This is a genomic window from Mycolicibacterium monacense (assembly GCF_010731575.1).
Taxonomy (GTDB): Bacteria; Actinomycetota; Actinomycetes; order Mycobacteriales; family Mycobacteriaceae; genus Mycobacterium; species Mycobacterium monacense.
In genome coordinates, this window is sequence record NZ_AP022617.1 from 5,043,288 (window position 1) to 5,061,752 (window position 18,465).

An 18,465-nucleotide genomic window follows, 5' to 3' on the forward strand; every position below is an offset into this window, starting at 1 on the left:
GCGGTGATTCCGCGTCGTGGGTCACATGCGCCGCGCGAGCGTCACCCCTCGGAGGGTTTGTCGACCTCACCCTCGGGGAGTGGCAGCGCCTCGGCGCCCGGTGTGGCCGGGGTCAGCACTTCCTCCTCCTTGGAGTTCGCCGCCGGCGTTACATTCTCATTCGAAGATGTCATGGTGGACCTTCTACCCGGTCGCGCCCCGCGGTAACCCCACGCGTCGACGGGGCGACGATGTCGAGAATGTCGTGACGACTCCGTCCCAGGACTGAACGACCCAACTAGGGTCGCCAACTGGAGGGAGAAACCCATGGCCAAGTACCTGTTCCTCAAGCACTACCGGGGCGCGCCGGCCGCGGTGAACGACGTTCCGATGGACCGGTGGACGCCCGCGGAGATCGAGGCGCACCTGAAATACATGGAGGATTTCGCCGACCGGCTGAGGGCCAGCGGCGAATTCGTCGACAGCCAGGCGTTGGCGGCAGACGGTGCCTGGGTGCGCTACGACGGCGAGGGTAGACCGCCGGTGACCGACGGACCGTTCGCCGAGACCAAGGATCTCATCGCGGGTTTCATGATCGTCGACGTCGATTCGTACGCCCGCGCTCTCGAACTGGCCGCAGAGTTGTCCGCGGCGCCGGGCGCGGGCGGCGAGCCGATCCACGAATGGCTCGAGGTTCGGCCGTTCATGGGCGCTCCGACCACCGTCACGGAATAGTGGCCGCCGACCCGCTGGACGCGGCGCGGTTGCGCGACCTGATTCCCGGCGTGCTGGCCGCCCTCGTCCACCGCGGGGCGGACTTCGCGACCGCCGAGGACGCGGTGCAGGAGGCGTTGATCCGAGCCGTCGAGACCTGGCCGGAGCATCCGCCCGACGAGCCGAAGGGCTGGCTGATCACGACGGCGTGGCGCCGGTTCCTCGATCTCTCCCGGTCGGACACTGCGCGTCGCCGGCGGGAGGAACGGGTGTCCGACGAGCCGCCGCCGGGCCCGACCGAATCGGCCGACGACACGCTGCAGCTCTGTTTCCTGTGCGCCCATCCCAGTCTCACTCCGGCTTCGGCAGTGGCTCTGACGCTGCGGGCCGTCGGCGGCCTGACCACCCGGCAGATCGCGCAGGCCTACCTGGTGCCCGAAGCGACGATGGCGCAGCGGATCAGCCGCGCCAAGCGAACCGTGAGCGGTGTCCGGCTGGACAGCCCCGGCGACCTGCGCACGGTGTGCCGGGTGCTGTACCTGATCTTCAACGAGGGCTACAGCGGCGACGTCGACCTCGCCGGGGAGGCGATCCGGTTGGCCCGCCAGCTCGCGCGCATGACCGACGATCCGGAGGTCGCCGGACTGCTCGCGCTCTTCCTGCTCCACCACGCGCGCCGGCCCGCGCGGATCCGCGCCGACGGCAGCCTGGTGCCGTTGGCCGACCAGGACCGCAGCCGGTGGCGACGTGACCTGATCGCAGAGGGCGTGACGATCCTGCAGGCCGCCCTGGCCCGCGACCGGCTCGGCGAGTACCAGGCCCAGGCCGCGATCGCGGCCCTGCACGCCGACGCCCGAACCGTCGAAGAGACCGACTGGGTGCAGATCGTCGAGTGGTACGACGAGCTGGTCCGGCTCACCGACAGCCCCGTCGTCCGGCTCAACCGGGCGGTCGCCGTCGGAGAGGCGGACGGGCCGCGGGCGGGACTCGCGGCGCTCGCCGAACTCGACCCGTCACTGCCGCGGTACACCGCATCGGCCGCCCACCTCCACGAGCGGGCGGGTGAAATCGACACGGCCGCAGAGCTTTACGTGCAGGCCGCGAATCAGGCGCAGAACCTCGCCGAGCGGAACCATCTCACGGTCCGCGCGGCCGCCCTCCGTCAGCGCCTCGCGGGTGACATCTAGACCGGTGCGACGCGATCCGCCCAGGGCAGCGCCTGCTCGAGTTGGGCGGCCAAGCGGATCAGCAGCGCCTCACCCGCGAGCGGCGCGACGAACTGCACCCCCAGCGGCAGACCGTCCGCCGTCCAGTGCAACGGCAGCGAGATCGCCGGTCGCCCAGTCAGATTCGCGAGCTGGGTGTAGGGCACCCAGGATAGGTTCTTGTCCACCATGTCGTCGACGATGTTCGTGTGCCGCAGTAACCGCGCCGTGCGCGTCTTGATCAGTACGTCGGACGCGCGCTGCAGGGCGGCAGGCAGGTCGAACTCACCGATCCGTGGCGGTGGGGTCGCCAGCGTCGGCGTCAACAGCAGGTCGTAGGACTCGAAGAAGGTGGTCAGCCGGCGCGTGTGCTCGTGGCGGCGCTGAACGGCATCGATGTAGTCCACACTGCTCGTCGCCCGGCCGATCGCCGCCAGGATGAGCGTGTCCCGCTCGAACGCGTCGTCGCCGGCGCCCGAAACACGTTTGGCGTCATCGAGTTCCCACGCGGTGTAGACGAACCATGTCAGCAGGAAGTCGCGGGCGAGTGCGGCGTCGTCGAACGGTGCGACGGGCAACTCCTCGACGTGGTGGCCAAGGTCGGTCAACGCCTGGACGGTCCTCTCGACGGCGGCCCGCGCCTCCGGGTGCGGTGTCGGGTTGATCGCCGACGGGACCCGCACACCGATGCGCAGAGTTCCCGGCTCCTGTCCCACACACGACATGAACGAGTCGGTCGGTACGGCGGGCACATACGGACCGCAGGCCTCGCCACCCTTGAGGACATCGAGCATCGCGGCCGTGTCCCGCACCGTCCGGGATACGACACCCTGTACGGCCGCTCCGTGCATGGACTCACCGACCGCCGGGCCCGACGGTGTCAGCCCCCGACCCGGTTTGAGCCCGACCAGCCCACAGCAGGCGGCGGGGATGCGGATCGAGCCGCCACCGTCGTTGGCGCCGGCGCACGGCACGATTCCGGCGGCGACCGCGGCGGCCGAACCACCCGAGGATCCGCCCGGCGTCCGCGACAGATCCCACGGGTTGCGCGCCGGACCCCAGGCGTCGGGCTCGGTGATGCCCTTGGCCCCGAACTCCGGGGTGTTGGTCTTGCCGAAGATCGCCAGACCGGCTTCGAGCCACCGCTGCACGACGGTCGCGTGTTCGGCGACCGGTGTCGACATCAGCGCGCGGGACCCCGCCGAGGTGGGCAGCCCCGCGTAGTCCTGCGCGAGGTCCTTGATGAGGAACGGCACACCGGCGAACGGGCCACCGGAGTCGGGTGACGGCGAGCCGGGGACGTCGCGCACGATCGCGTTGATCCGTGGATTCACCGCGGCCGCCCGCTGCTTCGCCAGGTCCAGCAGCTCGGCCGCGGTCACCTGCTTGTCGGCGACCAACTTGGCCAGCCCGACCGCGTCGTGTGTTCGGTATTCCTCGAAGTTCACCCCATGACCGTAGGTCCCACGGCCGATGCGCGGGGAGGCTTCCCGCGTCCCGGCGCCCCCGGAGGCTAGTCCTCGCGCGACAGCGCTGCCCGCGGACAGTCGGCGATTGCCTGCGCGACGCGCGCCTCCTCCTCGACCGGTACGGGGTCGGCGACGACAGTGGCGTATTCGTCGTCGTCGAGTTGGAAGACCGCCGGTGCGATCCTCACGCACAGTGCATTGCCTTCACAGCGGTCAGAGTCCACTACGACACGCATGAGTTCTCCTTCACCGGATTGGCGCCCACGATCGTCGTGCCGCCGTGGGCGCCGGTGAGGCGACGGTGCATGGCGGTCGCGATCCGCGTGGCTTGGATCTTGGCGTGTTCGGCGACGGGGCCTCGGTACATGTCGTCGATCGTGGAGCTCCACAGCGACAACCAGCGCACGAAATGCGTTGCATCCAGCGGTGTCTGGTAGTGGATGCGCCTGTGCACGTGCAGCGCGTTGCGCCGATAGCGGCCCGCCCGGAACAACACCGTCTCCCAGAAATCACACATGACCGGCAAGTGTTCTTCCAGGCCGTGCGACGAGAGTTCAGCGAACGGCAGGGCGAGGAGTTCGTCCTCGAACGCCTCGCTGTAGAAGCGACGCAGTAGCGACTCGACATCCGCACGCGTGGTCAGGTCGCGGCGTGGTGGGTCGAACGCCGGCGACGTAAGGACCGGGGCGGCGATCGCGTGGTCGGTGCTCATGAGGTCCGCCCCGCCGGTGCCAGGTGCGCGACGCACAGGTCCGGCTCGGCGAACGGGATCAGTGCCTCCACGGTGATCGGGGCCTTCCACCGGCTGAGAGCTCCTTGCATGAGCCCGAGATGCACCGGGCACACCACGTCGCGGCGGGTGTCGGCCAGATCCAGGAACGGACAGTTGCGCAAACCGATCTCGCCGATTCCTCCTGCCGTGGGGCGCGCCTCGGGTGCGAAGCCCAGTCCGGCGAGCAGGTCCGTGAGGCGGTCGACGGCCTGTCGGCGGCTCCGCGTGCGCGTGGGTTCGGCGGTGTGCTCACCCCAGCTGCGGCCCGCGGTGACGGCTCGACGCGCCGCGTTGGGTTGTCGGGCGAGTGCGTCGGCGAGAATGCCCGCCAGCGTGCGGTAGTCGCGCGGCCCGGCCGGGTCCATGCCCGCCACCGCCCGAAACATCAACGGGGGGCGTCCCGGTTTCGCGCGATCGGCCTCTACGGCTTCCACCTGTCCGGTGCCGGCCAGTGCCTCCAGATGGAATCGCGCGGTATTGGGGTGGACGGCCAACTCACCGGCGATCTGCGCGATGCTCAGCGCAGTCCCCGCCTCGCGCAGCACCGCCAGGACGTCCTGACGCCGGGTGCTCACGATTGCTCCTGCCGGGGCAGCCCGACCACGAGCGGGGCGTCGGCTTGGACGGGGCCCACCTTGGCCGCACCGCCCGGTGATCCCAGCGGTTCGTCGCGGCCGGCGAGCGTGTCGAAGAAAAAGGCGGCGTTGTCGGCCAGATGCTCCCGCTGATCGGCAGGCAGGTCGTCTTCGTAGTAGATGGCCTCCACCGGACAGACGGGTTCACAGGCGCCGCAGTCCACGCACTCGTCCGGGTGGATGTACAGGGACCTGCCACCCTCGTAGATGCAGTCCACGGGGCACTCCTCCACGCAGGACCGGTCCATGACATCCACACACGCTTTGCCGATCACGTACGTCATGTGCCGAGTTTACACAAATCGCACTTGTAAATACTAGGGAACGTCCTGATCGGGACGTAGCATTGCAGCAGGATGTGGCCTGCGATGAAAGAAGTTGCGCGACAGCGGCAGTTGTTGCGTCGCCAGCGTCCGACAGGAGGTTCGGTATGTGCCAGTACTGCGGATGCCGCGACATACCACTGCTGCGTGACTACATCGCAGAACACGAACGGGTGGTGAACATCGGTGGCTCCGCGGTGCGTGCGCTCGACCGCGGTGAGTGCGATCGGGCCCGCGAGCTGTTGGCGGCCATGGCCGACGAGTTGCGATCTCACTGGCGGGGCGAAGAAGACGGACTGTTCACCGTGATGGCCAGAGACGAGTTGTTCGCCGAGCACATCACCCCACTGGTGCGTGAACACCGCGAACTCGAGGAGTTCCTCGACACCGTCGATGTGTCGGACCCTGGCGACCAGGAGCTGATCCGCAAGGCCGTCTTCGACCTGTACGGACACATCGCGAAAGAAGAGGACGGCCTTTTTCCGGCGTCGCTGACGGCGCTCGACGGAAGCGAGTGGGACGAGGCGATCGCCGCCTGGGAGCGGGCGCACCCCGGCGGGCGATGAGCCTGCTTCACCGGGTCGATTCCCGATCGGCCGCGTGCAGACCGATCGAGAACGCCGCCTGGTCATTGTGGTTCAACGGGTCCCGGCCGGTCAGCTCGACGATCCGGGCCAACCGGTGGCGCACCGTGTTGGTGTGGAGGTAGAGGTCGCGGGCGGTGTCGCTGAGTGAACCGTTGGCGGCGAGGAATGCCCGCAGTGTGCGCACGTGCTGCGTCCCCCGCCGCCGGTCCATCTCCGCGAGCGGCTCGATGAGCTGCTGGCGGAAGGGCGCCAGCTGCGCCGGCGGGAGCTGTTCGAGCAGGCTGTCGAGTGTGCTCAACTGGTCCGGTCCGACGCGGCGGCCACTGCGCTGAGCCAGCTCCAGCGCACTCCGCGCCTGACCGATCGCCGAACCGATCTCCGTCAGGGGCACCAGCGCCGAGTGGCCCGAGGGCAGCGACAGATCGTCGGTCAGGTCGAGCGGATGCGTCATCACCATGAGGCACAGATCCGGCGCGTCACCGACCAACGCGTCGGGGAAGGCGATCGACAGCAGCGCTCCGGCGCCGGCCGGCCACGCCGAACACGTGAGTTGACCCGCTGTCAGCCCCGGCCAGTCCAGCAGCTGCCCAAGCGCATCGGGCAGGAGCATCCGCCGCTCGACGAGGGAGAGCAGCTGTCCGACGCGTTCGCGCGCGAGCGCGGCCTCGACGTCTCGTTCCCCCTGGGTCGCCCGCACGAACCGGGCGATCAGGTCGAGCAGCGCCGGCTCCGGCGGGGTGCCGCCACCGATCCAACTCGGCGGCCCGCCGTCGGGGTCGAGCAGGAAGCGGCACCCCAGGATCTGGCCTGCGGTGTCGAGGAGCTCATCGGCCGACGCGTGCCGCCGCAACGCCGAGAGCAGCTCGGGCACGAGCGCGTAGGTCGCCCGTGCGACGGCGATCTCGGCGCCCATCTCGTACTCGGCGACGAAGCGGCTGACCATGCTGAACGGCACACTCGGCGAGGCGATCAACACCGGCAGCCCGTGGCGCCGGCACTGATCCAGCAGCGCGACAGGCACCTCGTCGTGACCGTCGCCGACGCCGAAACACACGCCGGCCACTGCTGCCGCGGCCAACGCGTCGGCGAACGTCCGGCAGTCCTGCGGGGTCTGCAGGCTCAAGCCGACCGTGCACACCAACTCGCCGCCGCGCAGGTACCGCGACGGATCGCGCATCTCGGTGATGTGCGCCCAGCTGATGGGCCGGTCGAGGTCCTGGGGCGCGCCGTCGGGGACCGCGAGTCCGAGGCGCGATGCGTCGACCAGCGCGCGCAAGGTCGGGGCTCCCGTATCGACAGGCCGGGCTGTCATTGGACAAGCGTAACGCCGATGTCACATCATCCGGCCTCGGCATTGTGCGATCGTCCAATGCCACGCCCTCACCCGGTGCGATCGCTGCGAATTCGCCGCCTTGTCTGGCGTCCGCACTGACCTGGGGTGATAGTCAGCACATGTCGTCCTCGATCGCCGAGCAGCCCCAACAGCTGCGTCGCGAGTTCTCGCTGTGGTCGGCGTTCGCCTTCGCGTTCGCCTTCATCTCCCCGATCGTCGCCCTCTACGGCATCTTCGGTCTGGCGCTCTCTGCAGCGGGTCCGAGTTTCTGGTGGGGCTTCCTGCTGGTGTTCGCCGGCCAGTTCCTCGTCGCGCTGGTGTTCGCGACGCTGGTGTCGCGGTGGCCGCTGGAGGGGTCGATCTACCAGTGGTCACGCCGGCTCCTCGGCACCACCTACGGGTGGTTCGCCGGCTGGGTCTACATGTGGACGCTGGTCATCGCGATGGCCACCGTCGCCCTGGGCGCGGCGGGCTTCATCGCCAACATCATCGGGCTGGAGGAGCCCTCGGGAGGAACGCTCGCGCTGATCGCGCTGGTGATCCTGCTGGCGGGCACCGCGGTGAACCTGGTCGGGCGGGGCGCGCTGAAGATCTTCATGATCGGCAGCATCATCGCCGAGGTGATCGGGTCGGTGGTGCTCGGCACCTGGCTGCTGCTGTTCCACCGGGAGAACTCACTGTCGGTGCTGTTCGAGGGCGGCGGCGCCGACACCGGCACACTGGCCTATCTGACCGGGCCCTTCATGCTGGCGGTGGCGTTCATCGGGTGGTCGTTCGTCGGGTTCGAGAGCGCGGGGTCCATCGCCGAAGAGGTCCACGAGCCGCGCCGGGACCTCCCCAAGGCGGTGCTGTTCTCGCTGGCGTTCATCGCGATCGTGGTGGCCTACTCCAGCCTCGCGATCATCCTGGCGATCCCGGATCTCGGTGCGGTGGCCGACGGCACCGTGGCCGACCCGGTGTACGACACCCTGACCACCGCGCTGGGTGCGGGCGTCGCCAAACCGGTCGAGGTGCTGTTCGTCATCGGCTTCCTCGCCAGCTTCCTCGCGCTGCAGACCTCGGCCTCGCGGGTCATCTGGGCCTACGCCCGCGACGGCGCCCTGCCGGCGGCGGGGGTGCTGGTCCGGCTGCGGGGTAAGGCGCGCATCCCGGTGGTGGCGATCCTCGTCACCACGGTGGTCGGCGCGGCCCTGTTCCTGCTCAGCATCGTCGCCGGTGACGTCTACTCGCTCATGGTGAACTTCACGGCGGGCGGTTTCTACCTGGCGTTCCTGTTCCCGCTGGTGGGTTTCCTCGTGGTGATGCTGCGTCGCGCGTGGACACCGGGCGCCTTCTCGCTGGGCCGCGCGACGCTCCCGATCGCGCTGATCGCGGTGGTGTGGGCGGCGCTGCAGTTCCTCAACATCGCGTGGCCGCGTGTGGCTTTCGAACAGCGCTACCTCGACTGGTCGGTGTGGATCGGCGTGGCCGTGCTGGGCGTGCTCGGCGCGCTGCTGCTGGCCGGCGTCCGCTCCCGCATCCTCGCCAGCGAGGTCATCGACGACGCAGAGGTTCGCGACGAACTCGCCGACACCCATGAGTGATGCCGTCGCCCTGGTCACCGGCGGTGCCAGTGGTATCGGCGCCGCGGTGGTCGACGCACTGGCGAAGCGCGGTTACACCGTCGGCTGCCTGGACCGTAACCCCGCACCCAACGTCGAACATGCTGTCGTTGTGGACATTTCAGATGGGCGTGCGGTCGACGCCGCGGTGGCACAGCTGCGCGAGCGGCTCGGTCCGGTCAGCGTGGTGGTGAACTCCGCCGGTCATTACGAGATGGTCCCGGTCGCCGACATCTCCCCCGAGGCGTGGCGCACGATGCTGCGCGTGCACCTCGGCGGGTTGGTCAACGTCGCACGCTCCTGCCTGCCCGACCTGCTGGAGACCCGCGGCACCCTGGTGGCGATCACCAGCGAGCTGGCGGTCGGAGGAGGCGACGGCGACGCGCACTACGCCGCGGCCAAGGGTGCGGTCATCGGCCTGGTTCGCAGCCTGGCCGCCGAGGTGGCCGCCCGCGGTGTACGGGTCAACGCGGTGGCGCCCGGACCTACCGACACCCCGTTGCTCGCCGCCGACAATCCCTGCCGGACACCGCAATATCTGGCTTCACTGCCGCTGCGGCGGCTCACCACACCGCAAGAGGTCGCCCGCTGCGTCGAATACCTGGTCTGCGACGCGACGTTCAGCGTCGGTGACGTGGTCAACGTCAACGCCGGAGCCGTCATATGACCACCGATCTGACCGGACGTGTCGCGCTGGTCACCGGGGCGGCCCAGGGGATGGGCGCCGCGCACGCCCGCCGCCTCGCAGCCGCGGGAGCCACCGTGGCACTCAACGACATTCGTGACGGCGCTGCGCTGACCACACTGGCGCAGGAGCTTGGCGGCCTCAGTCTGCCCGGCGACGTGTCCGACCCGGATGAATGCGTGCGCCTCGCGGCCGCGGTCGTGGAGCAGACCGGAGGCCTCGACGTCCTCGTCGCCAACCACGCCTACATGACCATGGCGCCGCTGCTCGAACACGACGACGCCGACTGGTGGAAGGTGGTGGACACCAACCTCGGTGGCACGTTCTTCCTCGTGCAGGCGGTGTTGCCGCACATGCGCGCCGCAGGCGCGGGGCGCATCGTCGTGATCTCCAGCGAATGGGGGCTGACGGGCTGGCCGGACGCCACCGCGTACTGCGCCGCGAAATCCGGGCTGATCTCGTTGGTCAAGACGTTGGGCCGCGAACTGGCCCCGGAGCACATCATCGTCAACGCCGTCGCACCGGGGGTGACCGACACCCCGCAGTTGCAGGTCGACGCCGACGCCGCCGGGGTGGACCTCGCGACCATTCATCGGCGATATGCGGCGGAGATCCCGTTGGGTCGCATCGGATCACCCGGCGAGGTGTCGGCAGCGGTCGAGCTGCTCTCCGATTTCACCATGGACGCGGTTGTCGGACAGGTGATCTCCTGCAACGGCGGCTCGACGAGGGGGAGGGCATGACAACAGAGGGAGGACACGTGCAGTACGTGCAGTCGGAGACGGGGGTGCTGGGTCAGGTCGACGCACAGGCGGTACCGCGGTACGCCGGAATCGCCACGTTCGCGCGGTTACCGCAGCGCCACGAGGTCGGCGACTACGACATCGCCGTCGTCGGCGTGCCCTTCGACAGCGGTGTGACCTACCGGCCCGGTGCTCGATTCGGCCCGTCCGCGATCCGGCAGGCGTCCCGGCTGCTCAAGCCGTACCACCCCGCGCTCGACGTGTCGCCGTTCGCCGCGGCGCAGGTCGTCGACGCGGGCGATATCGCGGCCAACCCGTTCGACATCGCCACCGCCGTCGACGAGATCCGCGCCGGGGTGCTCGGGCTTCTCACCCGCCCCGAACAGCGTGTCGTGTTGCTGGGCGGGGACCACACCATCGCGCTGCCGGCCCTGCAGGCCGTCAACGAGGTGCACGGTCCGGTGGCGCTGGTGCACTTCGACGCCCACCTCGACACCTGGGACACCTACTTCGGCGCCCCCTGTACCCACGGCACCCCGTTCCGCCGGGCGTCCGAACAGGGGCTGTTGGTGAAGGATCGCTCCGCGCACGTCGGCATCCGCGGTTCGCTCTACGACCGCGCCGACCTGCTCGAGGACGCCGAACTCGGATTCACCGTGGTGCACTGCCGCGACATCGACCGCATCGGCGTCGACGGCGTGATCGAACGGGTCCTCGACCGGGTCGGCGACCATCCGGTCTACGTGTCCATCGACATCGACGTGCTGGACCCGGCGTTCGCCCCGGGCACGGGAACCCCGGAGATCGGCGGCATGACCAGCCGGGAACTGGTCGCGGTGCTGCGGGCCATGCGCGGGTGCAACATCGTCGCCGCCGACATCGTGGAGGTGGCGCCGGCCTACGACCAGGCCGAGGTCACCGCCGTCGCCGGGGCCAACCTCGCCTACGAGCTGATCACGCTGATGGCCGACCGATGAGCGAATTGCGCTGGCCCGACGGCAAATCCGCGGCGGCCGCGTTCACGTTCGACGTGGACGCCGAATCGGCCTTGCTGTGGGGGCCCGCCGGAAATTTGGAGGCCGTCGGCGCGCGGATGAGCGTGATGAGCCATCAGGCCTACGGCCCGCTGGTCGGGGTCCCGCGCATCCTCGACCTGCTGGAGCGTCATCAGATCGCCTCCACGTTCTTCGTGCCGGGTCACACCGCCGACCGCTACCCGGAGGCGATCCGCAGCATCGTGGCCGCCGGACACGAGATCGCCCACCACGGATACCTGCACGAACAGCCCACCGCGCTGACCCTCGAGGAGGAGATCGACGTCATCGACCGCGGGCTCGCGGCGCTCGCCGACGTCGCCGGGGTGCGGCCCGTCGGCTACCGCGCGCCGATGTGGGACCTGTCGTGGCGCACGCCCGCGCTGCTCGCCGAACGCGGGTTCCTCTACGACTCGAGCCTGATGGACGCCGACCATCCGTACGAGCTGGCGGTGGCCGGGCACGATCCGCTGGTGGAGATTCCGATCCAGTGGGCGCTCGACGACTGGGAGCAGTACTGCTTCCTGCCCGACATCTCGGGCAGCGGTCTGATCGAGAGCCCCCGCAAGGCGCGGGAACTGTGGCAGCTGGAGTTCGACGGACTGCGCCGGGCCGGCGGCTGCTGGGTGCTGACCAACCACCCGTTCCTGACCGGCCGGACGTCGCGCGCGGCCGAACTCGACGACCTGATGCGCTACGTCCTCGACCACGACGACGTGTGGACCACCAACCTGGGGACGATCGCCGAACACGTCCGTGCGCTGGGGCTCGCGCCGCGCAGCATCACACCGCCTGACGTGCCGCGCTGAGGCACGGCCATAATCTCCCGCATGGACGGGAAGGTGGACGCGCCACGGCGCCGGGCCGTGACCGCGGGTGACCTCACCCAGGCCGCGGTGTTCGCGGCGCTGATCGCCGCCCTCGGACTGCCGGGCACGATCACCGTCGGGCCCAGCGGGGTGCCGATCACCGTGCAGACCCTCGGGGTGATGCTCGCCGGGTCGATCCTCGGCCCGCGCAAGGGGGCGCTGGCCGTCGCGCTGTTCGCGATCCTGGCCATCGCCGGACTCCCCATCCTGGCCGGCGCCCGCACCGGGCTGGTGTCGCTGTCGTCCCCGACCGCCGGGTTCTTCGTCGGGTGGCTGCCTGCCGCGGTGGTCATCGGCGCGCTGACCGCGATGATGATGCCGAGGTACCGGATCTCGTGGGGCATCGCGATCAACGTCGTCGGCGGGATGGCGGTGATCTACGCGTTCGGCACCGTCGGCCTGATGATCCGCACCGATCTGTCGTGGTGGGCGGCGTTGTCCACGAACGGAATCTACGTGCCCGGCGACGTCGCCAAGGCGGTGGTGACGGCCTTCGTCGCGGCGCAGGTGCACCGCGCCCGACCCGGCCTGATCACCCCGTGGAGACGGCGCCGCACCTCCGATGGGTGAGGGCATCGAGGTCGACGGCATCGTGTTCGACGGGGTCACCCACGCGTACGGTGACCGCCCCGTACTGCGCGACGTCTCGCTCACCTTGTCCGAACGCCGGATCGGCGTCGTCGGGGCGAACGGCAGCGGCAAGTCGACGCTGGCGCGGATGATCAACGGCCTGCTACTCCCGGATCGGGGCGCGGTGCGGGTGCACGGCCTCGACACCCGGCGGGCGACCCGCAAGGTCCGGCGCCGGGTCGGCTTCGTCTTCACCGACCCCGACCGCCAGATCCTCATGCCGACCGTCGCCGAGGACATCGAGCTGTCGCTGTCGCGGCACGGGCTGAGCCGCGGCGAACGCGCGGCCCGCACCCGGCGGGTGCTCGACCGGTTCGGGCTCGCCGGACATGCGGACCACCCCGCCCACCTGCTTTCCGGCGGTCAGAAGCAACTGCTGGCGCTGGCGGCGGTACTGGTCACCGAGCCCGACATCGTGGTGGCCGACGAACCGACGACGCTGCTCGACCTGCGCAACACCGCGATGTTGCGCGGCGCGTTCGCCACCCTGGACACCCAGCTGATCGTCGTGACCCACGACCTCACCGTCGTCGACGACTTCGACCGCGTGATCGTCCTCGACGAGGGTGAGGTGGTGGCCGACGACGTGCCGGCGGTCGCGCTGTCGGCCTACCGGCGGTTGATGTCGTGACGGTACTGGGCGTCTACCGGCCGGGGAAGTCGCTGCTGCACCGGCTGCCCGCCGGCGTCAAACTGGTCGGCCTCGGCGCGCTGATCGCGCTGATGTCGGTCGTCGTCGACACGCCCGCGCACCTGGGCGTGGCGGCGCTCGGGGTGCTGGCCGTCCTGGCATCCGCGCGGATGGGCCCGAGAATCGTTGTGACGCAGCTTCGTCCGGTGCTGTGGGTGGTCGCGGTCATCTTCGCGTTCCAGCTGCTGTTCACCGACTGGCAGCGCGCCCTGGTGGTCTGCGGGATCCTGGCGCTGTCCGTGGCGCTGGCCGCGGCGGTCACCACGAGCACCCGCACCACCGACATGCTGGCCGCGATGACCCGGGCGATGCGTCCGCTGGGCAGGGTCGGATTCCCGGTCGAGCAGGTCGCGCTCGGTCTGGCGCTCACGATCCGGGCGATCCCGCTGATGGTCGAGACCGTGCGCCAGGTGGAAGAGGCGCGCCGCGCTCGGGGTCTGCGGTTCTCGCCGCGCATCGTCGTCGCCCCGGTGGTGGTCGCCGCGCTGCGCACCGCCGACGGATTCGCCGACGCGCTCGCCGCCCGCGGCCTCGACTGAGCAGCCGACTGGCACAACCGGTCTTGCGCCGACTTCTACACCAGGGTCGTGGGACCGCACAGGCGACGACCGTGGTGTAGAACTCGCGAGCGTATAGCCCTAGTGCGACCGCGCCCGTTCCACCGCATCCGCCAACCGCTCCACCACCTGCTCGATCTCCGGCATGGCTCGAGCGCGGTCACGCGACCACGCCAGCGCGATCTCGGCCGGCGGCCATGTGCTCTCGTCGATCGGGATCAGTCTGAATTCCGGTGGGGAGAAGATCCGGCCGATCGCCGAGGCGGGGACGTAGGTGAGGATCGCCACCAGATGCCGGTGCGACACCTGGGCCGCCATCTCGAGTTCGCCGCCCCGCTGATTGGTGGTGCGCACGATCCGGTGCACACCGCGCGCGCTGAGTTGCCGGGTCAGCGCGGCCAACACCACGGGGTTCGGCCGCGCGAAGTCGATCACCACCTCTCGGTCCCGCAACTGCTCGACCGTCACCGTGTCGAAGGCGGCCAGCGGATCGTCGAAGCGGACCGCGATCGCGCCCGGGTAGGCGGCGATGACCCGGTGCGCGAGACGGTTGTCCTTCGCGGGCAGGTGGATGACGCCGATCTCGAGATGCCCGGACACGAGTTTGGCGATCACCTCGGCGGCCGACCCGGGGACACTGAACACCGACGGATTGGGCAGGTCCGCCGCGGCCGCCTCCACCTGGGCGAGCAGATCGGAGGGCGCATACGCGGTCGCCCCGATCCGCAGCGCCGCCGCACCCTGCACCGCCTGGGCCGCCGTCGCCTTGAACTCGTCGACCCGCCGCAGGATGTCGCGGGCCGGGCCGACCAGCTGCTCGCCCAGCGGGGTCAGCCGGACCTCGTGGTAGTTGCGCTCGAACAACGGGCCGCCGAGCTCGCGTTCGAGCAGTTTGATCTGCTTGCTCAGCGGTGGCGGGGTGATCCGGAGCCGGTCGGCCGCGCGTTTGAAGTGGAGTTCGTCGGCGACAGCGACGAAGTACTTCAGTCGCGTGAAGTCGAGTTCCAAGACACCTCGTCCGACGATCGGTTTGTCTGAATCGTACGGACCCGCGGCAGCCGTCCCGCGGACCCGCCGACCTCAGAGCCGATGCGTCTGCAGCACGCCGCGCTCGACGAGATCCGCCACGGCCGCCTCGTCCAGTCCGAGCAGCGTGGTGGCGATCTCGACGGTGTGCTCACCGAGCAGCGGCGCCTGCCCCAGCGGCGGGTCCGCGATCCGCTCGGAGTGCAGTTGGGCGTTCTCCAGCACGTACGGTTCCCGGCCGTGGGGATGCAGCTCCTCGCGGAAGGCGCGGCGCTGCGCGTAGAACTCCCAGCCGGGCAGCTCGGCGGCGTGCATGACGGCGCCCGCGGGCACACCGGCCGCCTGCAGCAGATCCATGGCGTGGCCGGGGGAGTGGCGGACCGTCCAGTCGGTCACGGCCTCGTCGATGCGCGTGCGGTTGCGGTCCCGCCCGGTCCGGTCGCCCAGCTGCGGATCGCCGGCCAGGTCCTGGCGGCCGAGCACCCGGCACAGCGCCTGCCAGTCGGCGTCGTCGCGGACGGTGACCGCCACCCACGCGTCGTCGCCGTCGGCGCGGAACAGCCCCCACGGGGCGTCGTGGTCCTGCGCGTCGGAGCGTTGGTGTCCGGCGCGGATCAGCGCCTCGCCGGCGATCTCGGCGGCGAGGTGACTGAGCATGACCTCGGACTGCGCGATGCTGGCCGACCCGCCGAGGCCGGTGCGTTCGCGGCGCAACAGCAGGCTGAGCGCGGCCAGCACGCCGATGCGGGCCGATACGTGGTCGGGATAGACGGTCACGGTGTCGCAGAACTCGTCCGGATCCGACGGGTAGACCCACTGCTTGGTGAAGCCGGCTGCGGCGCGGACCAGCGGGCCGTAGCCGAGCCGCTGCGCCCACGGGCCGGTCGGGCCGAACGCCGAACTGTCCACCACGACGATGCCGGGGTTCACCGACTTCAGCGTGTCGTAGTCCATCGCCAGGGCGGCCGCGACCCCCGGTTTGAAGTTGGTCAGCACGACGTCGGCCTCACGCACCAGTCGGTGCGCCAGTTCGCGGCCCTCGGCGGAGCGCAGGTCGATGCCGATCGCCCGCTTGTTCCGGTGTCCGCCGGCGAAGCTCGCGTTCATGGGCCTGCGGCCCGGGCGCATCCCGTCGGGGAACGCCGCGTTCTCGATCTTGATGACGTCGGCGCCGAGATCGCCGAACAGTCGCCCGGTGTCGGCGCCGACGACGATCACGCCGAGGTCGAGTACGCGCAGACCTTCCAGCGGAAGACCCTGGTCGGTTCTCGGGCGCTGCTCGAGGACCGGCGCACCCTGCAGGGTGGGCGCACCGGGGTCGGGGGCGGTGCCGGCGCTTGCGCGGCACCCGTCGATCTCGACGACGCCGCGGGGGACGGGGGCGACGAGCCCGGGGGCGAGTTCGGTGTCACCGAAGAACCCGCGGGCGACGACCTGTTCGGTGGCCAACGCCTCGGTCAGGCTGAGCACCGCGGCGGTCGGCACGCCGTGCCGTTGCCCCTCATGTTCCAACTCGTTGCGCGTCTTGTCGGCGCAGAAGGCCTCGATGGCCGCCCAGAGCGGGATCGAGGTCAGCCGGTCCAGCAGTCCCTCGAACTTCGGATCGGCGAACTCCTCCGGCCGGCCCATCCACTCGAACATGCCGTGCCACTGCCGTTTCGCCAGCAGGCAGATGCGGATGTAACCGTCCTGGCAGGGGACGATCGGATAGCGCAGCCGCTCGGCGTCCCAATTGCGTTGCTGCTGAGCCGTCGGCACCCCCGCCGACGCGGTGCCCATGGTCCCGAACGGCGGGTCGAGCGCCTGCATCGCACCCTCGAGGATCGCGAAGTCGATGCGGTCGCCGATCCCGGTACGGAGGCGGTCGAGCAGCACGGCGAGCACTGCGACACCGGCCTGCGCCGCCGCGACGTGGTAGGGCAACTGCTCACCCGGCGGCACCAGCGGCGCCCGCCCCGGGATGCCCGACCGGGACAGCTCGCTCGTGAGGGCGTGCAGCACCGGCGTGGTGGCCTGCCACGTGCTGAAGTCGGAGTCGCGTCCGAAGTCGCTGAGCGACAACACGATCAGCCCGGGGTGGGCGGTGCGGAGCTCGTGGACCGCGAGCAGGCGTTCGGCCGACGAACCGGGCCGGGTGTCCTCGATCAGGACGTCGGCGGCGCCGAGCAGATCGGTCCACTGCTGCCGTCCCGCCGGGGTGGAGGTGTCGATGTCGACAGCCGCCACACCCCGCCGGTTGATCGCCGTCGCCAGGGACACCGGGCCGACCGGGGCGTGGGCGGTCACGCCGGCCAACCCGACCGCGGTCACGTGGGCGCCGAGATCGGCCAGCAGACGCCCGATCGCGGTCATCGGACCCGCCGACAGGTCGAGGATCCGGATGCCCGCCAGCGGCGGGTCGTACGCGTCGCTCATCGATCAGTTCCGGCGCGCGTCGCGGAACGCGATGTCGCGGTCGACTTCGGGTTCCTTGGGCAGCCCGAGGACCCGCTCGCCGATGATGTTGCGCTGGATCTGATCCGTGCCGCCGCCGATGGAGGTGAAGTAGGCGTTGAGCGTCAGGAAGTTGATGTCGTCGGCCTCCGGGTGGTCCGGTCCGGCCAGCAGCGCCTCGGCCCCGATGATGTCGGTCTTCACCCGCGCCTCGGTGTGCAGGATGTCCGACATGGCCAGCTTGCCCAGCGACATGATCGAGCTCGACGTGCCGATCGACGTCGACGCCTTCGCGCGAGCGTTGTTGAGCCGGTTCAGTTCTCGCAATGCGAGCACCGTGGCCAGCGAATCGCGGATGACCGGGTCGTCGAGGCGGCCGTGTTCGCGGGCGAGTTCGACGAGGCTGTCGGCGCGCGAACTGTTGCGCGAGCCGCGGCCGCTGTCGCCCATGATGGACCGTTCGTAGGCCAGCGCGGTCTGCAGCACCCGCCAGCCGTTGCCGGTACCGCCGACGAGGAAGTCGTCGCCCACCTTGGCATCGCTGATGAACACCTCGTTGAAGTGGGATTCGCCGGTGATCTGCACCAGCGGCCTGACCTCGATGCCGGGTTGTTTCATCGGCAGAATGAAGAAGCTCAGACCCTTGTGCTTCGGCACATCCCAGTCGGTGCGGGCGAGCAGCAGCCCGTAGTCGGCCGTCGCCGCCCCCGAGGTCCACACCTTCTGGCCGTTGACCACCCACTGGTCACCGTCGCGCACCGCGGTGGCGTGCACCCCGGCGAGGTCCGAGCCGGCACCGGGTTCGCTGTAGAGCAGGCAGGTGCTGGCACGCTCGGTGAGGAAGTCGCGCAACAACTCTCGTTTGAGGGTGTCGCTGCCGAACTTCAGCACGGTGTTCGCCGGGATGCTGTACTTGTCCCTGCGCGCGCCGGGGGCCCGGACCGCCTTGAACTCCTTCTCGATCGCGGACGCCAGATGGTTCGGGTACTCGCGGCCGAACCACTCGGTCGGATAGGTCGGCACCGCGTAACCGGCGTCGAGCACCTTCTCCAGCCAGGCGACCCGCTCCGGGGAGGCGACCCACGGATCGGTCGACTTCGGCAGGCCCTTCCAGTTCTGCTCGAGCCAGGCACGCACCTCGGCGCGCAGCTCGTCGGCGCTCGGAGTCGTCTCGGTCAT

21 protein-coding genes are annotated in these 18,465 nt (G+C 70.0%); 11 read left to right on the top strand and 10 right to left on the bottom strand.

From position 1 onward, the window contains the following. Positions 1-41 precede the first annotated feature (41 nt). The gene (locus G6N49_RS29730; RefSeq protein WP_268949404.1) at positions 42-173 is read right to left on the bottom strand and encodes a hypothetical protein; all 132 of its coding nucleotides are present in this window, start codon (positions 171-173) and stop codon (positions 42-44) included. Positions 174-306: 133 nt separating this feature from the next. On the opposite strand from G6N49_RS29730, the gene G6N49_RS24070 reads away from it, so the two are divergent. Both G6N49_RS24070 and G6N49_RS24075 read left to right on the top strand, forming a co-directional pair. Then, positions 307-714: a YciI family protein gene (locus G6N49_RS24070; protein ID WP_011857547.1), complete on the top strand. Its 408-nt coding sequence runs from the start codon at positions 307-309 to the stop codon at positions 712-714. Next, on the top strand, positions 714-1,880 hold the full coding sequence (locus G6N49_RS24075; RefSeq protein WP_011857546.1) for an RNA polymerase sigma factor: 1,167 nt from the start codon (positions 714-716) through the stop codon (positions 1,878-1,880). Before G6N49_RS24070 ends, G6N49_RS24075 begins: the two co-directional genes overlap by 1 nt. On the opposite strand, the gene G6N49_RS24080 is transcribed toward G6N49_RS24075, so the two are convergent. From G6N49_RS24080 to fdxA, 5 genes are all read right to left on the bottom strand, one after another. Continuing rightward, positions 1,877-3,346 carry an amidase gene (locus G6N49_RS24080; RefSeq protein WP_011857545.1) on the bottom strand — a complete coding sequence of 490 codons (1,470 nt, stop codon included), beginning with the start codon at positions 3,344-3,346 and terminating at the stop codon, positions 1,877-1,879. The genes G6N49_RS24075 and G6N49_RS24080 overlap by 4 nt on opposite strands. 65 nt (positions 3,347-3,411) lie before the next feature. Next, entirely contained in the window at positions 3,412-3,603 is a 192-nt protein-coding gene (locus G6N49_RS24085; RefSeq protein ID WP_011768425.1) for a ferredoxin, read from the bottom strand. Beyond that, a complete protein-coding gene (locus G6N49_RS24090) occupies positions 3,591-4,079 on the bottom strand; it encodes a group III truncated hemoglobin (RefSeq protein WP_011857544.1) in 489 nt (162 codons plus the stop codon). Before G6N49_RS24090 ends, G6N49_RS24085 begins: the two co-directional genes overlap by 13 nt. Next, complete coding sequence (locus G6N49_RS24095; protein WP_011562662.1) at positions 4,076-4,714, bottom strand: helix-turn-helix transcriptional regulator; 639 nt, start codon at positions 4,712-4,714, stop codon at positions 4,076-4,078. The genes G6N49_RS24090 and G6N49_RS24095 overlap by 4 nt, the downstream gene beginning before the upstream one ends. Then, positions 4,711-5,058: a ferredoxin gene (gene fdxA / locus G6N49_RS24100; RefSeq protein WP_011562661.1), complete on the bottom strand. Its 348-nt coding sequence runs from the start codon at positions 5,056-5,058 to the stop codon at positions 4,711-4,713. The genes G6N49_RS24095 and fdxA overlap by 4 nt, the downstream gene beginning before the upstream one ends. A 146-nt stretch (positions 5,059-5,204) precedes the next feature. On the opposite strand from fdxA, the gene G6N49_RS24105 reads away from it, so the two are divergent. Next, entirely contained in the window at positions 5,205-5,663 is a 459-nt protein-coding gene (locus tag G6N49_RS24105) for a hemerythrin domain-containing protein (RefSeq protein ID WP_011562660.1), read from the top strand. Between the two features lie 7 nt (positions 5,664-5,670). Here G6N49_RS24105 and G6N49_RS24110 read toward each other — a convergent pair whose 3' ends face one another. Then, entirely contained in the window at positions 5,671-6,996 is a 1,326-nt protein-coding gene (locus G6N49_RS24110; RefSeq protein ID WP_179967790.1) for a PucR family transcriptional regulator, read from the bottom strand. Between the two features lie 140 nt (positions 6,997-7,136). Between G6N49_RS24110 and G6N49_RS24115 the strand changes: the two genes are divergently transcribed. The 8 genes from G6N49_RS24115 to G6N49_RS24150 are packed head-to-tail and all read left to right on the top strand — an operon-like array spanning position 7,137 to position 13,809. After that, on the top strand, positions 7,137-8,600 hold the full coding sequence (locus G6N49_RS24115; protein WP_011857543.1) for an APC family permease: 1,464 nt from the start codon (positions 7,137-7,139) through the stop codon (positions 8,598-8,600). After that, entirely contained in the window at positions 8,593-9,285 is a 693-nt protein-coding gene (locus G6N49_RS24120; protein ID WP_011857542.1) for an SDR family NAD(P)-dependent oxidoreductase, read from the top strand. Before G6N49_RS24115 ends, G6N49_RS24120 begins: the two co-directional genes overlap by 8 nt. Next, positions 9,282-10,046, top strand: coding sequence for an SDR family NAD(P)-dependent oxidoreductase (locus G6N49_RS24125; RefSeq protein WP_011857541.1), 765 nt, complete (start codon positions 9,282-9,284; stop codon positions 10,044-10,046). The genes G6N49_RS24120 and G6N49_RS24125 overlap by 4 nt, the downstream gene beginning before the upstream one ends. Next, a complete protein-coding gene (speB, locus tag G6N49_RS24130; protein ID WP_011562655.1) occupies positions 10,043-11,023 on the top strand; it encodes an agmatinase in 981 nt (326 codons plus the stop codon). The genes G6N49_RS24125 and speB overlap by 4 nt, the downstream gene beginning before the upstream one ends. Further along, a complete protein-coding gene (locus G6N49_RS24135) occupies positions 11,020-11,889 on the top strand; it encodes a polysaccharide deacetylase family protein (RefSeq protein WP_011562654.1) in 870 nt (289 codons plus the stop codon). Before speB ends, G6N49_RS24135 begins: the two co-directional genes overlap by 4 nt. Before the next feature lie 21 nt (positions 11,890-11,910). Further along, positions 11,911-12,519: a biotin transporter BioY gene (locus G6N49_RS24140; RefSeq protein WP_011562653.1), complete on the top strand. Its 609-nt coding sequence runs from the start codon at positions 11,911-11,913 to the stop codon at positions 12,517-12,519. Further along, entirely contained in the window at positions 12,512-13,210 is a 699-nt protein-coding gene (locus tag G6N49_RS24145) for an energy-coupling factor ABC transporter ATP-binding protein (RefSeq protein ID WP_011857540.1), read from the top strand. Before G6N49_RS24140 ends, G6N49_RS24145 begins: the two co-directional genes overlap by 8 nt. Continuing rightward, the gene (locus G6N49_RS24150; protein ID WP_011562651.1) at positions 13,207-13,809 is read left to right on the top strand and encodes an energy-coupling factor transporter transmembrane component T family protein; all 603 of its coding nucleotides are present in this window, start codon (positions 13,207-13,209) and stop codon (positions 13,807-13,809) included. Before G6N49_RS24145 ends, G6N49_RS24150 begins: the two co-directional genes overlap by 4 nt. A 99-nt stretch (positions 13,810-13,908) precedes the next feature. Here G6N49_RS24150 and G6N49_RS24155 read toward each other — a convergent pair whose 3' ends face one another. From G6N49_RS24155 to G6N49_RS24165, 3 genes are all read right to left on the bottom strand, one after another. Then, positions 13,909-14,835, bottom strand: a complete 927-nt coding sequence (locus G6N49_RS24155; protein ID WP_011857539.1) for a LysR family transcriptional regulator — start codon at positions 14,833-14,835, stop codon at positions 13,909-13,911. Positions 14,836-14,907: 72 nt separating this feature from the next. Continuing rightward, entirely contained in the window at positions 14,908-17,268 is a 2,361-nt protein-coding gene (locus tag G6N49_RS24160) for a CaiB/BaiF CoA-transferase family protein (protein ID WP_011857538.1), read from the bottom strand. A gap of 3 nt (positions 17,269-17,271) precedes the next feature. After that, positions 17,272-18,465 (bottom strand): acyl-CoA dehydrogenase family protein, encoded by a 1,194-nt coding sequence (locus G6N49_RS24165; protein WP_011857537.1) that lies wholly within the window; start codon positions 18,463-18,465, stop codon positions 17,272-17,274.